Source organism: Sodalis glossinidius str. 'morsitans', from assembly GCF_000010085.1.
Classification (GTDB): Bacteria; Pseudomonadota; Gammaproteobacteria; order Enterobacterales; family Enterobacteriaceae; genus Sodalis; species Sodalis glossinidius.
The window spans coordinates 244,444-258,317 of sequence record NC_007712.1; the positions used below are offsets into that span (position 1 = coordinate 244,444).

Here is a 13,874-nt window from a genome sequence, read left to right on the forward strand (position 1 = left end):
GCGAGTGGATGTGTTGGTACAGCATGCAGACCAACCGAACACCGCGTCGTAGGACTCGGATAAGGCGCCGGGAAACGTTTAGAATCCGACATCAAACCATTGCAGGCAACCCGCACCAGAGGCGATAGGTCCAAGAAAATGCGCTATTTGCCGGAGCTGGATGGCGCGATCGTCCGTAGGTGAAAGTGTCCGGCAACGTCTCTTCTGCGCATCAACGAGAAAGAGCATCTGGTCGACTTTTACTACATTACAGGCGTGACCATCGGTGGGAGAGAATAATCTGCGCCAAAAGCTGCACGGACGCTTTACGCAAAGCACCGCATTGCACTGCGGTTGAGCATTAGCGCTGTCCAACATCGCTGCAATGGAATCAAACATCCCACCCTCGGCATTGTTGAGGGTTAAAAATTGACTAGGGCTGCCCCGCGCAGGGTGGGGTCAGCGCAATGCAGTTGGCCTTTTTTCAGCGTGTCTGCTACCGTTGTGGCACAGGAGAGGCAATTGGTTTGCCCTACGCCGTGAAACCCAAACAACCCACATACCCAGGCTAACGGCCGCTGCCATAAGGGGCTAGCACCGTGGCGGTTCACTTCTTTCAGAAGAGGCCCGCGCAAATAGCGACTCAAATTCGTCCTGATAAGCTTCTCGTTGACCCGCTGCGGAAGAATAGGTGGGAGGATGGCGGTCTTCCATGACAAGAAGCGTCCGATATTCTGCCGGGCCTGGGATGTTATCTTCCTCAGCGGAGGCGGTTATGAAAGCAAATTCCTCATCAATTACTTCTGAGGGCAAACTTGGCGAGGGTGTGTCCTGGTCGACTGTAGCTGGTAGTAGCACGGCACTGTCCGGGGTGGACCGTTTCTGATGTAACAAGTCATTCAGTGTGCGAATGACATCATGAATCTGCTCACCGGGAAAGCCTGCACTGGGATGCATACTGGGGCCAGTGGAAAAAAATTTTCAGCTCCCTCCCCCATAAGAGAATATGTGATGCCGCCTATACTCATCGCATCAATATTGTTTAACGAAATAGGGGAAATATTTTTCTGAAAATATTCCAATGAGACGAAAGAGGGCACAGGGTGGACCGCCTCTTGTATATTGGATGACATTGAAGCGGTCGATGTATCATGAGGAGTGCTTTGTACCATATCAGGCAGAATGGGTTGAAGTCTCGCTTTATGGAGATTGTAAGTAACGATAATGGAAAGTTCCTTATATATTTAATTGCAGGGAAATAGAGTGATCATTAATTAGGTGCAATATAAATTCGCCTTCAGGAACATCCCTTCACACTATAATGATTTATGATAATGCGTGTTATTATAAAGTTACATCATAAGTGCGGATATGAATAGTGACAGCGGAGTATGAAGTATTCCGATGCAGTTAAATCTTTCTGCTTAATTGTCACTATTATTTCCTTTCCCGGCAACAAAGTTTGCCGCGGGAGATAACGTTATCTTAGGTGAATAGCCGCTATCATTGCTATTTTCATTTTGGTTGATACCTATTGTAATCCCGCAGTCGCTGGCGCATATCAGGTCCATTCTTGATATTGCATGCATGCACGTCGCCTGAGCGGTATCAGAGCCATTGCACGCCGTCAGGCAGCGTAGAGGGTAGCGAGAGTATAGCGGCCAAAAGCCTGTAAATCGCAGCAAGAGTAAAAGTAGCGAAGCGGTCGCAAGATAGTTACTGGCGGCAGGATGTCTGTCGCTAGGGTGTGTAGCGGTTTACCCGCGTTGCACTGAAACAAACGCGCCGGGATATTTTCCTAGCGTATTGTCAAAAAAACAGAGGGGGCCGAGCGCTGAGGATATTATCGACGCGCTGCCGGCAGGCATAAGCGTGATCCTGTCATTTGCCGTGTGCATTGAAAGAAAGAGGCGGGCGAGCATCCTCTGGGAAAAATCAGTGAATGACCTGAGAAAGAAAAGCGCAGGTTTGCGCCGATTTCGGCTGGGCGAAAAACGTCTCCGGCGGTGCCTGTTCAACAATTTCGCCGCGATCCATGAAGATTACTCGATCGGCCACGGTACGGGCGAAACCCATTTCATGGGTTACACACAACATGGTCATCCCGTCTCCCGCCAGGCCGATCATGGTATCCAGCACTTCTTTGACCATTTCGGGATCCAGCGCGGAGGCATGCACAGGGAACGGGCGATGGCCACACGTTGCTGTTGGCCGCTCGATAATTGGCCGGGAAACTTTTGCGCATGCTCGGCAATACGCACCCGTTCTAGATAGTGCATCGCCAGCGCCTCGGCCTCTTTTTTTGGCATCTTGCGTACCCACGTTGGGGCTAAAATGCAGTTTTGCATGACAGTCAGATGCGGAAACAGATTGAAGTGCTGGAACACCATGCCGACTTCGGTGCGGACGCGCTCAATATTGCGCAGATCGTCATTGAGCAGGGTGCATCGACCACAATGTTGCCCTGTTGATGTTCTTCAAGATGGTTAATACAGCGGATCGTGGTGGATTTACCCGATCCGGATGGTCCGCATAAAACGATGCGTTCGCCGGCTTTCACCTGTAGATTGATATCTTTTAATACATGGAACTGTCCATACCATTTATTGACATTTTCCATTGTGATCATCAGGTTGTCCGCCGGGGCGGCGTTAATTTTCATCATGTTCATAAAAAACCTCAATGCTGGTGTCCGGTATGGAAACGCTTTTCCAGATGCTGGCTATAGCGGGACATGCTGAAACAGAAAAGCCAATAAACGAGCGTGGCAAAGACATAACCTTCGGTGGACATGCCCAGCTAGGAGGGATCTACCGTCGCCTGCTGCACGCTGCTAAACAAATCGAATAAGCCGATGATGACCACAAGGCTCGTGTCTTTGAACAGCGCGATAATGGTGTTAACCAACCCGGGTATGACCATTTTCAGCGCCTGCGGCAGGATGATAAGGCCCTGGGTTTTCCAATAACCGAGCGCCAGGGATTCCGCCGCCTCGGTTTGGCCTTTAGGTAATGCTTGCAGCACGCCGCGCACCACCTCCGCCACATAGGCCGATTGGAACATGATAACGCCTACCAGCGCGCGCAAGAGTTTATCAATTTGGGTGTCTTCAGACAGGAAAAGCAGCAGCATCACCGAAGACATGAAGAGCACGGTAATCAGCGGGACACCGCGCCGGCGATGCCTACGGCGGCGATGATCAAGGTCAGGGTCAGGCCACCCCAAAGGCGGGTTTCCACGCGGCTGAGGCCGAAGAAACCGCCGTACAGCATGATCCAGATGAACACGGGAAACGCGATCGCCCAACAGAGGATATAGCGGCCGCGGTGCGGCATGTGGTGCCAAAACATCGGCAGCAGCAAGATTAGGCACACTGCCAGAGTGACGTTGATACGCTAACGTTGATCCAGGGGGTACAGCCCGTACATGAACTGGCCAAAGTGCGCGTGGATAAACACCCAGCAGGCGCCGTCGCGGGTGCAATCCAGGCGCGAGGTCCCCACCCAATTGGCTTTGATAAACGCCCACTCGATCAAAAGCGTCGCCAGGACCAGTTGACTGCGCGCGGCCGGCGCGATGGGGTCTTGGGGGAGATAAAGTCATAGTCATCGGCACCTCTCAACGTTCCATCAGCGCTTTGCGCTTATTATAAATATTCATCAGCAGCGAAATGGCCAGGCTGATGACCAGATAGACCGCCATGGTGATGGCAATGGTTTCAATGGCCTGGCCGGTCTGGTTGAGTACGGAACCGGCGAACAACGACACCATATCGGGATAGCCAATGGCGGCCACCAGCTATGAGTTCTTAACGATATTGAGATATTGGCTGGTCAGGGGAGAGACGATCACCCGCATTGCCTGTGGCAGAATCACTTTGTTTAACGTCATCGGGTTCGGCAGTCCGAGCGAGCGCGCCGCCTCGTGCTGGCCGTACGGTACCGATTGAATGCCGGAGTGGATCACCTCGGCAATAAACGCCGAGGTATAAACCGTCAGCGCCGCCAGTTCCGGAATCAGCGCCATACCGCCGCGAAAGTTGAAGCCGCGCAGCTGCGGCACATCCCAGGCTATCGCGGGACCGGCGAACCAGCGCTACTGAGGCAGCCACGGCGACCAGCAGAGCGAGAACCGTCGCCCATGCGCCCGGTCCGGCGTCGGGGGCGGGCAAATACAATCCGCGGTTACTGAGAAAGGCGAGATCGAAAGCGTTCACCGCCTGACGGAGGCCTGGCAGGTTGCGCAGGACGGCGAAGTACCAAAAGAAGATTTGCAGCAGCGGCGGGATGTTGCGGAAAATTTCGATATATAGGGGGCTTTGTTGAATAAATCAGAACTTGTGACTACGCCCCCCTAGCAGATCGATTGTTATGCGATCCGGATGCCGCCGTGATTCCATAAGGCGTTCAAACCACGCTTGATTTTCAGATCGCTGCCCTGGCCCACGTTGCGTTCAAATGATTCGCCGTAGTTGCCGACCTGCTTGACAACGTTTTGCGAGGTAATTTCCATTTCCTCAGCGTTAAGCATGGCGTACAGCGACCATTTCACGATAGTGAACCAATCGCCGCCGCCGCGGTGCACTACCGGTCCCAGCGGCTCTTTGGAGATTACTTCCGGCAACACCACCCAGTCATCGGGTTTGCTTAACTTGATCCGCAGCGCGTACAGACCGGACTGGTCGGTTGCCAGCGTATCGCAGCGGCCGGACTCCAGCGCCTTGGCGCTTTCATCGGCGCGATCGAAGGTGACCGGAGTATATTGCATTTTATTGGCGCGGAAAAAGTCGGCCACGTTCAATTCGGTGTCGGTACCGGATTGCAGGCAGACGGTAGCGCCGTCCAGGTCTTTGGCGCTCTTCAGGCCGGCTTTGTTATGGGTCAGGAAGCCAATGCCGTCGTAATAGTTTACACCGGCGAAAACAAAGCCCATGTTGCCGTCACGAGAGGAGGTCCAGGTCGTATTGCGCGACAGAATATCGACTTCACCCGACTGTAGCGCTCTTTGGCGGTCAGCGGGGTGTACTTCACTTTACTTGCATTGCCAAACACGGTCGCGGCAACGGCACGGCAAACATCCACATCCAGTCCGGTAAATTTCCCGCTGGCATCAGCGTACGAGAACCCCGGTAAGCCATCGCTGATACCGCACTGAATAAAACCTTTCTTTTTTGACCGCGTCCAAGGTGGCCCCTGCGTGAGCCTGATTCGCTACTGCAAAGAGTGTGGTGGCGGCAACCAATATGGAAATCATCATTTTTTTCATAATTCGTTCTGTGAGGCAGAATAAAGCAGTCGATTTTTGATGTGTGCGGACACATCCTTCCTTAAAAAGGCATGGCGCCTGTAACCTCATAGCAAAGGTGATGCCAAATCGGCAGAGAGTTGATTGAAGGGTAAAGTTACACTTCATTAACACTCTATCGAAGGCGGAAAGGGGGGCTCTGCACTATCGAGGGGCAATGGCCGGATTGAATGGCATGAGGCGCACTATTTGGATGCATCGAGTTCCGCTATGTGGAATAACGTTAACCCGTCGACATTATGACTGCACACCGGCAAGCGAACCTGCGCAAACGGCCGTCGGCGCCTAAGGCGCGCCGTAGTGGCGGGTTATTCCCTCGGGTTATAACCTTTTTCTTCATAATAACGCTTGCGCCTGTGACGGGAGTATGCGTTAATAGCCCATCGGTTTGTGGTACAGACCTATTTATGTAAGCCATTTTAGTAAAGTTGTTCAGCAAAAAGCGATAATCCACTATCACTTCTTCGACGAATTTCCTTCTTAAATACGTGCCCATAAGTACATGCTGGCAAGCAGACCCGCTATCGCCAAAGGCGGTTTTCAACTTAATGAAGGAAGTACAAATGTCTAATAAAGTAACTGGTTTAGTAAAATGGTTTGACGCGGGTAAAGGTTTTGGTTTCATCACTCCGGCTGACGGCAGCAAAGATGTGTTTGTACATTTTTCCGCCATCCAGAGCAACGATTTTAAAACCCTGGACGAAGGTCAGCGCGTAGAGTTCACCATTGAGCAGGGTCAGAAAGGCCCGTCTGCTGCTAACGTGGTTGCCCTGTAAGACACGCGCCAAGGGCTGTTGGCGGGGGTGAAGCCCACCGTCTCGGCAAATGCTGAAAGACATGCCTTTAAGACGCAGAAAAAGCCCTGGCCTCGGCCAGGGCTTTTTTATTGGCCTTGGTAGGGCTAAACGCGGTACAGAATTTTATAGGTTATCCTTCCAGCCGCACTTTGCCTGTCCGCCGTCTGCTGCACCCGGTTGCGTCGTCATGATAGCGGCAGTTTTAGCCGAAGCCCTATATTTAAGGCTTAACTGTGCCAGCCCCAGCCTTCAACTTAGCACCAGCCGCCACCTCAGCCCAAGCCTCAGTCTCAACTGTAACTGCAACCTCATCGCCAGCATTAGCCGTCATATCGGCATCCGCCGACCTGATAGGTCGCCAAGGCCCTTTCCCTCTACAGGGGACAACGACGAAAAGTGTTTGCGCATAGTTAATTAACGCGATAAGTAATGTGAGGGTGAACGTTCATTACAATAACGGGAGAATGGCAGGATGGTGTTATTTCCTTTTAAAGTGGGCAAGAAACCGCTACTGGCGCTTATGTTAAGCGCCCTGTCTGTGTCCCCTTTGCTGACACAGGCGGCAACGGTTCCGGCAGGTACGCCGCTGGCGGCCAAGCAAGAGGTGGTACGTAATAACGGCAGCGAACCGGCGTCCCTTGATCCGCACAAAGTGGAAAGCGACGTTGAATTTAATATTATCAGCGATATTTTTGAAGGATTGGTCAGCGTCGATAATGACGGAAAAATCCGCCCGCGTCTCGCCGAACGCTGGGAAAATGATAACAATACCCGCTGGGTCTTCCATTTACGACTGGGACTCAGTTGGTCGAACGGTGATCCGATCACCGCGCAGGATGTGGTCTACAGCTGGCGCCGTCTGGTCAGCCCGGCTACGGCTTCACCCTATGAAAGCTATTTGAGCAATATGCATGTGCTCAATGCGCAGGCTATTATCGACGGTAAGAAAAAACCGGATGAATTGGGTATTAAAGCCCTGGACGATCAGACGGTGGAAGTGTCGTTGGATCAGCCTATCTCCTATTTCCTGCAAATGCTGGCCCATCCCGCCCTGGTGCCCATTAATAAGAAAGACGTCGAGCAATTTGGCGATAAATGGACCCAGCCGGCCAATATTGTCAGTAGTGGCGACTATAAACTCGAACAATGGGTAGTCAATGAAAAGGTTGTTGCCGTCAGAAATAGTCGCTATTGGGACGATGCACATACGGTTGTCAACAAGGTAACTTACCTACCGGTGGCCTCCGGTACCGCCGATGTGAACCGCTACCGCGCCGGGGAAATAGATGTGATCTACACCGTCCCCGAAACGCTGTTTAAATCGCTGAAAAAGGAGCTAGGCCCGGAAGTTCATGCGCGCCGAAGCTGGCGGTGTATTACTACGAATTCAATATTTAGAAAGCGTCATTCAACGATCCGCGGGTGTGGCTGGCGCTTAATTTAGGGCTGGATAAAAGCGTAATCGCCGAAAAGGTATTGGGGCAAGGTCAGACGCCCGCCTGGACGCTCAGCCACTATGCCGCCGGCGGTTATAATTTGAAAATACCGGACTACGCGGGCTAGAGTCAGGGAAAACGCAATGACAAAGCGAAAGCTCTACTGAAGGAGGCGGGCTTCGATGCGCAGCATCCTTTGGCGTTTTCTCTGCTGTATAACACCTCGGAATCTCACCAGCGCATAGCCATTGCCGCCAGTTCAATGTGGAAAAAAAATCTGGGCGTGGTAGCCACGCTGCAAAATCAGGAATGGAAAACCATGCTGGATACCATGCATACCGGCAATTTTAACTTGGTACGTTATGCCTGGATCGCCGACTATGATGAGCCGTCCACCTTTTTGAATAATTTTTTAAGCAACAGAAGTGAAAATACCACCAAATTCGTTAATGCCGATTATGACCGGGCGATTCATGCGGCATCCGCGGCCACGCCGGCGGAAGCGGGGCAATTCTATCAGCAGGCGGAAGACATACTGGCGTAGCAGTTACCCGCTATCCCTGTCTATTATTATGTCTCGAGCAAACTGGTGAAACCGTGGATTGGCGGCTTTCATGAATCTGCGCTCGGCTATTTCTACACCAAGGATTTATACGTAATGAAGCACTGAACGGCTCCAGGCGCTGCCCGCTGTTGCCCCGGGCAGCGCGAATTAACATGCTGAATGATGTAATAGGCATCCAATGTCAAAAGTTCAGGATCTTGAGCGGTAATAATTGCTGCTCTTTTTACCAGGAATCCATGTTATTTCTCTGCTGGTGTTGCCGTTGAGAGGCGTTCGCTGATCCACTCGGCTTGCGGTCTGGATTGCGCTACTGGCGATGGTGGCGCGCGAGGCCGATTTACATAAATACATCGATCACGTGAGCATGCTCAAATTGCGTTTTTGGACCGGACCGCTTCCGGAGCTGGATAAGCTTTATGCGCTGTTATCATTGGCGCCGATTGCCATTGCCTGCCTGTATTTGCTGATACGCTATTCCCGGCCGCTGCTGCGCGATATCATGGCGCATAAAAGCTATGCCATCACCACCTTTGTGGCCTTGATTTTTATCATTAATATTCTCGACCGCTCGTTGGGAGAATTCAAAGAGATGCTGGGCTGGCACGCGCCGCTGTGGCTGGTGGCGCTATAAACGTCGCAGGAAGAGTTTCTGGAGCTTTTGCTGCCGGTACTGGCACTGACCTGCCGCGCTGCAATACCGCCGTCAAACTCGGGCCGCTCTGGCGGACTATACCCTGGATATGCCCTCACGCGTGTAGCCTGGCGCCGGTTGTCGCCCTTGTGGTTTTCGTGGTCTCGTCGCTGCTCATTTCGCTGTAGCTGTAGCTGTAGCTGTAGCTGTAGCTGTAGCCGTAGTCGTTAGGCGGTTAGTCGTTAGCTGGGTAGCAGGCGCCGCCCGGTCTTAGCAGGTTTAGCGAAAGGTCATTAACGCGGTCGCATTCACGTTAAATTTGCCATATTGCGCCGGTCCCGCCGTGCGGACCAGTCGGGCCCGATAAAACAAAGGAAGCCGAGGGGAGAGGGTTATTGCTATTAAAGGTGATGGGTTGATCATCATCATTCTCCACCTGAATGCCGATATCACTGAGCTGGGTCTGGAGCATCTTGTCATCGATTAAGCGTCCGGCATAGCGGAATTGAATTAACACGTTGCGATAATCCTCAATCCTCAGCGTGAGGGCAGGTCACGGGAAGGGTGAAATTCACCGCGGGCAGCGGCGCGGATTGTGCGTCGGCGTCATGACGACCTGGGGGAATTTCACCTCGATGCGTTTAGCGGTGATACGGCACAATGACGTGGTCAAGGTCACCTTCGGCGGCGTGATCCTCAGCACCGGTTGGGAGGCCGCCAACAGCGTCAGCGCCGGCAGGCTATAGTGTCTGCCTTGCAACTTACCGATTTTATACAGGCGCAGAAGGAGCGTCGCCAGGGATCCAGGGCGTGTTCTGTGTCAGGCAGCGATCGCCGGCCCGGTTGCAAAGGCTCAAGCCCAAACCTGCAACGGGGGTCTGATAAATGCCTCTGCCGGCATCCCACGGTGTGCCCGCCGCCATGAGAGAAAGCCGCGTCGCTGTTAACTTCCCGGCAGTGCTGGCGGGCAGTGCCACGGTTTTAAGCAGCGCGTCCTCCTGCTCATCCACCGGAAGATTCAACGTGATGGCCGGCAGCGACTGCGTCAGCACGCCCGCTGCCTGCAATGGCGCCGCGAAGAGGACGATGAGAAATGGGATCACCCGGATCATTATTGGCATGTTAACTCCCCAATCTGGCTTTGTGGCTTGGCGCCCTGCAAATCCGTTTGGCAGGTCATTCCTTCGCTGCGTACATGAAATGGCCAACGGCTATCTTGCATATTAAGCGCGGTAAGACCGCCGGCAGAGACAATACCGACGTTGCGGTCGCCGGCATCGTACACCACGGCGCCGAACGGTAACGCTGCGCCTTCAGGAGTACGGATGTGGGCATAGTGCACGGCACGCTTGTGTGCGGCAAAGTCCACTTCGATAATGGCGCCCTCTGCCGCGGCGCGTTTTGATAGATATTGCTCCACTTCCACCTGTTTTTTGAGCTTGTCGGTGTTAAGGGATGTTTCGTTATAACGATAGGGCGACAAACCGATGACGATGGCGTTGCAAAATGATCGGTGGCTATTGCGGTGTTGTTGGCGATGGGCAAACCGAAGACGTGGTCGGTATGCACCAGAGCGGTACTTTGCGTCAGTGGCTGGCCAAGGGTGATGCCATGGTGATGGGCAATGACCGATCCTTCGAGCCCCAGCGAGAGAGCATTGCTGTCCCGATCCTGGCTCCAGGAGGAACTTATCGTGCCTTTGCCGGCGTTATAGCGTAAGGAGCTGTCGTTTTGACGATAGCCGGCCGAGGTCGATGCGCCAATATCATAGCTCAGATTATCGTCTTCCAGAAAGCTACCGCTGAGAGAAGCAACTGTCTTGAACGATAAAATTATAGAGAAACGTGATGGTACGATTCATCCCACTCTTCGTTCTTTCTGAGCATCGCGTTCAGGATAGTCAGAAGTTTATGCATACAGGCAACCAGAGCGACTTTTTTGGCTTTTCCCGCTGCAAGCAGCCGCGTATAAAATGCTTTTATCACCGGATTAAAGCGGGTTGCGACAAGTGCGGCGATATAAAGCGCTGTTCGGACTCCGCCCCTTCCGCCAAAGATGGTTCGCCGGCCCCGCATGGTACCCGAGTCCCGGTTTATGGGAGCAACGCCTACAAGCGCGCTGATGGCTCGTCTCGAGAGGCTACCCAGGTCGGAAACCTCCGCCAGCAACGCTGCAACCGTCATCGTACCAACCCCTTTAATACTGCTCAGTCTGGCAGCCAGCTCTTTGATGATGATATTGATACTTTTCCTGCTCTGTGGATGAACGGGATAAAGACGGTTACGCTCAGCAATCAACATCGCTGTTAGCTGGCGTCGGCGCACTACCATCGCAGCAAGAACCTGACGCTCCGCATCCAGCATGGCACGGATAAAGCGTTCCCGCCCTGGATGTCGATTAGTGACCTCCGCCATTTGTGCAAGCACCCGTGCATTAATATGGTCCGTTTTTGCCAGATAGCCCATAGTGCGGGCAAAGTCACGAGCCTGTCTGGGATTGACCACCGCGACGTCAAAGCCTTCAGTCTGAAACGAGCAGGCCACGGCAGCTTCAAGTCCACCAGTGGCCTCTATCAGAACCAACACCACCGGATACTTTCTCAGTTCATCAGTAATAGCATCAAAACCGTCCGTCAGAGTCATTACTGACCGTAAACTGAGCAATATCACTGCTGGCAGCAATGTCCAGTGTCGCTTTAGAAACATCAATTCCCACAAAAAGTGGATTTGGCAGACTCATTATTACCCATCCTTGCAAATACGTTATGGAGTACGGACAACTGTTCGGGTTTCAGATGAGTGGCTCAGTATAGGCGTCATTAGCTTCTCTACGGGCTATAAACCCTGGGATGAATCAGACTACATACACCTTGCCAAATCTATTCGTCACCATGCTAATTAAATTTCAAGATACAAGGACGATCGTCGCTGTGGCCCCCCTGAGTGCGCGTCTGGTTATAATTCAGATAATGACGCGCCTCGTTGCCCAACGGTAGCGACATGTTCAAGGACAGAAGGTTCTCTTTCTGGCTACCGGATTGATGGGTCAGGCTGGGTGATGACCGTCAGGCGGCTCAGAGTGAAGCTGAGGCTGCCCCCCAGCGAGTGGCTTTTGTCGCCCTGAAAACCAAAAGACTCTGCCATATTAACCGTCAGGCTGACCTCTTCCACCGGCTGGCTGAGCTGTAGGGCATAGCGCGTCCGATAGTGTTCATAGGCCTGATTGGATAAGGCATCCTCATATTTCTGGTACCCCTTGGCGAAGCGATGCTCCGCCGTGAGATACAGATAGCTACCCGTAGCGGTAAAACTATGGCTGAGCCCGGTAGTCAACAGGCTGCCCTGCTGGTGGCCGTGCGCTGCGGTTTCGCTGGCGCTGCTATTGACCACACCATAAAGACCGCCCAGTCGGGGCACATTCGCCACCATGCCGGCGGCAAGGTTATGATAATCGTTTGCGTATTGCACGCCGCTGATGAGCGTTACGGTATTGGACAGGCCGTACAGCCCGTCGGCCTCCGCCAATGGCGGGGCATCCATCAGGCTGCGGTTGCGGCCCGCATACAGGCTATAATGCAGGATATGTGCGGGTACCAGCACATCTACCGCATTATAGGATTGGCTGAAATGGCGGCTGTCGCCGTTGGCTTCTATAATCGTGATATCCATATCGCCGGCGCTGGATGAGTCAGGGATATCCTTTAGCGCAAAAGGCCCGGGCGGCACTTTACGTGTAGCGATGATGAAGTCGTTTTGTTTGATAACGATAGTCGCGTTGCTGCGCGCCACGCCGGTTATCACCGGCGTATATACCAGCTCCCGGTTGGACAGCATGGCATTATTGGTGGCCAAAGCCGCACCGCGCAGATTTTGCGCGGCAAAAACTTTTCCGGTGGTAAAGAAGTCTCCCAGGATCAGGGTACTGCGCAGCGTATCGATATGATGTTCGAGATAATTCTTGCTGCTCACGTAGCGGGTTTTGTTGCCGTCTGTGACGCTGAGGAAACCATTATTTCTCACGCGGAAACCCCTCATATTGATGCCGTTGGTGAAATTGCCATAGAGGGTATTACGTCGCCCGGCGCCATTCTGACGAGCGCTGTCGGTATTGATGTTATAGCTGCTGAACGCCGCATTAATGCCGTTTTGCCACTCCTGTTCGTTGGCGACATCATTTGTGCCGCTTTCCAGCTGATATTTTTGCGGTACGGTTACGGTCAATGTGTTATCGCCGAGATCGACGTCAGCTTGCGCCTGACTAATATAAGCCGTTAACGGTACTTCGCCAGCCTGGCATTACTCAATCGCGATGCCCCAATTTTTCAGAGTATCGCAGGAGAATACCGCCTCAAATTTATCATTGCTCGTTTTCTTAAAGATAATACGCTGGCCATCGATTTGATGGTCATTAATGACGACGGTGAGTGAATAGGTGCCCGGTAAAACATCATTGCCGTTATCAAACACCGATACATCCTTAATTGCGACTCCACCGACATTTTCGATAAGGTCGGTCGCATATTTTTCTTCTGCATGTGTCCATCCATACAGCTTATAAGAGAAATCAAGAGAAGAATTTTTTCATAAGGAAGAGCCGCCAATGTTCAACCGGTCACATGCCACCATCCCTATGGTTGAATGCGCCCCCTATTGGGGGCGCTACCCGCAAGCAGATTATTTGTAGGCAATTTCAAAAACGGCATCGGTGGCCAGACGGCCTGCCTTGACGTCTTCAGACATGTCCTCACGGACATAGTTAGCGGTAAATTCGAGCGTATTATCGCCTTGATTGAACGGCTGGCCGGCAAGATTAAGCGGCATATATTTTCCTAACGCGACGGGACTGTTATTACGGTTAATTTGCAGACCTATCCCTTTTGCCGTGCCAAAGGAATTACGCAGCACATTGTGTGCCTCATCGGCGTCTTTACTGTTTACGGTCATTTTGAGCTGACTAGCTTCTATTTGCTGCAGGCAGTTTACATGCAGCTGGAAGTACTGGGGGTAACGCCTTCGGACAAGCCTGTAAAGTCGCTCACGTTGACTGTCGGAAGCTGGACTTTCATTGATTTACCTTTAAACGAGCAGGTCGCCGGTTGCACTAGCCCGCTAAAATGAACGGTGGTGGCGGTGTGCATTGCGCCGGCATCGCTCGCATCGGTA

10 protein-coding genes and 8 pseudogenes are annotated in these 13,874 nt (G+C 52.6%); 3 read left to right on the plus strand and 15 right to left on the minus strand.

All coding sequences use genetic code 11. The features are described from left to right. Positions 1 to 78: 78 nt before the first annotated feature. The 6 genes and pseudogenes from SGP1_RS35975 to SGP1_RS35980 all read right to left on the minus strand — a co-directional run bounded on the left by SGP1_RS35975 (position 79) and on the right by SGP1_RS35980 (position 5,814). On the minus strand, positions 79 to 378 hold the full coding sequence (locus tag SGP1_RS35975) for a toxin glutamine deamidase domain-containing protein (protein ID WP_148203327.1): 300 nt from the start codon (positions 376 to 378) through the stop codon (positions 79 to 81). A gap of 1,536 nt (positions 379 to 1,914) precedes the next feature. Then, a pseudogene (locus SGP1_RS01240) lies at positions 1,915 to 2,641 on the minus strand (amino acid ABC transporter ATP-binding protein). Between the two features lie 17 nt (positions 2,642 to 2,658). Continuing rightward, positions 2,659 to 3,515, minus strand: a pseudogene (locus SGP1_RS01245) (amino acid ABC transporter permease); the annotation flags it as partial. An 82-nt stretch (positions 3,516 to 3,597) separates the two neighbouring features. Then, positions 3,598 to 4,297, minus strand: a pseudogene (locus SGP1_RS01250) (ABC transporter permease subunit); the annotation flags it as partial. A 50-nt stretch (positions 4,298 to 4,347) separates the two neighbouring features. Next, positions 4,348 to 5,244, minus strand: a pseudogene (locus SGP1_RS01255) (amino acid ABC transporter substrate-binding protein). Between the two features lie 519 nt (positions 5,245 to 5,763). Beyond that, positions 5,764 to 5,814 carry a PGF-CTERM sorting domain-containing protein gene (locus SGP1_RS35980; RefSeq protein ID WP_158302473.1) on the minus strand — a complete coding sequence of 17 codons (51 nt, stop codon included), beginning with the start codon at positions 5,812 to 5,814 and terminating at the stop codon, positions 5,764 to 5,766. A 32-nt stretch (positions 5,815 to 5,846) separates the two neighbouring features. Between SGP1_RS35980 and cspE the strand changes: the two genes are divergently transcribed. The 3 genes and pseudogenes from cspE to SGP1_RS01270 all read left to right on the plus strand — a co-directional run bounded on the left by cspE (position 5,847) and on the right by SGP1_RS01270 (position 8,712). After that, the gene (gene cspE, locus SGP1_RS01260) at positions 5,847 to 6,059 is read left to right on the plus strand and encodes a transcription antiterminator/RNA stability regulator CspE (protein ID WP_011410009.1); all 213 of its coding nucleotides are present in this window, start codon (positions 5,847 to 5,849) and stop codon (positions 6,057 to 6,059) included. A gap of 493 nt (positions 6,060 to 6,552) precedes the next feature. Then, positions 6,553 to 8,186 (plus strand): annotated as a pseudogene (locus tag SGP1_RS01265) (ABC transporter substrate-binding protein). A gap of 211 nt (positions 8,187 to 8,397) precedes the next feature. Then, on the plus strand, positions 8,398 to 8,712 hold the full coding sequence (locus tag SGP1_RS01270) for a hypothetical protein (protein ID WP_041866510.1): 315 nt from the start codon (positions 8,398 to 8,400) through the stop codon (positions 8,710 to 8,712). Between the two features lie 313 nt (positions 8,713 to 9,025). Here SGP1_RS01270 and SGP1_RS01275 read toward each other — a convergent pair whose 3' ends face one another. The 9 genes and pseudogenes from SGP1_RS01275 to SGP1_RS01310 all read right to left on the minus strand — a co-directional run bounded on the left by SGP1_RS01275 (position 9,026) and on the right by SGP1_RS01310 (position 13,655). Continuing rightward, on the minus strand, positions 9,026 to 9,229 hold the full coding sequence (locus SGP1_RS01275; protein WP_041866511.1) for a hypothetical protein: 204 nt from the start codon (positions 9,227 to 9,229) through the stop codon (positions 9,026 to 9,028). 54 nt (positions 9,230 to 9,283) lie between these two features. Continuing rightward, positions 9,284 to 9,472 carry a hypothetical protein gene (locus tag SGP1_RS01280; RefSeq protein ID WP_041866512.1) on the minus strand — a complete coding sequence of 63 codons (189 nt, stop codon included), beginning with the start codon at positions 9,470 to 9,472 and terminating at the stop codon, positions 9,284 to 9,286. Between the two features lie 10 nt (positions 9,473 to 9,482). After that, on the minus strand, positions 9,483 to 9,833 hold the full coding sequence (locus SGP1_RS01285) for a hypothetical protein (RefSeq protein ID WP_148203328.1): 351 nt from the start codon (positions 9,831 to 9,833) through the stop codon (positions 9,483 to 9,485). Next, the gene (locus SGP1_RS01290) at positions 9,824 to 10,195 is read right to left on the minus strand and encodes a FimD/PapC C-terminal domain-containing protein (RefSeq protein WP_041866514.1); all 372 of its coding nucleotides are present in this window, start codon (positions 10,193 to 10,195) and stop codon (positions 9,824 to 9,826) included. Before SGP1_RS01290 ends, SGP1_RS01285 begins: the two co-directional genes overlap by 10 nt. Before the next feature lie 80 nt (positions 10,196 to 10,275). Continuing rightward, positions 10,276 to 10,569: pseudogene (locus SGP1_RS35985) on the minus strand (fimbria/pilus outer membrane usher protein); the annotation flags it as partial. Further along, positions 10,545 to 11,451: pseudogene (locus tag SGP1_RS01300) on the minus strand (IS110 family transposase). The pseudogenes SGP1_RS35985 and SGP1_RS01300, both read right to left, overlap by 25 nt. 290 nt (positions 11,452 to 11,741) lie before the next feature. Continuing rightward, a complete protein-coding gene (locus SGP1_RS01305; protein ID WP_243466242.1) occupies positions 11,742 to 12,746 on the minus strand; it encodes a fimbria/pilus outer membrane usher protein in 1,005 nt (334 codons plus the stop codon). Positions 12,747 to 12,878: 132 nt separating this feature from the next. After that, positions 12,879 to 13,178: pseudogene (locus tag SGP1_RS32360) on the minus strand (FimD/PapC N-terminal domain-containing protein); the annotation flags it as partial. Between the two features lie 207 nt (positions 13,179 to 13,385). Continuing rightward, positions 13,386 to 13,655: a fimbrial protein gene (locus SGP1_RS01310; protein WP_041866517.1), complete on the minus strand. Its 270-nt coding sequence runs from the start codon at positions 13,653 to 13,655 to the stop codon at positions 13,386 to 13,388. Positions 13,656 to 13,874: the final 219 nt, after the last annotated feature.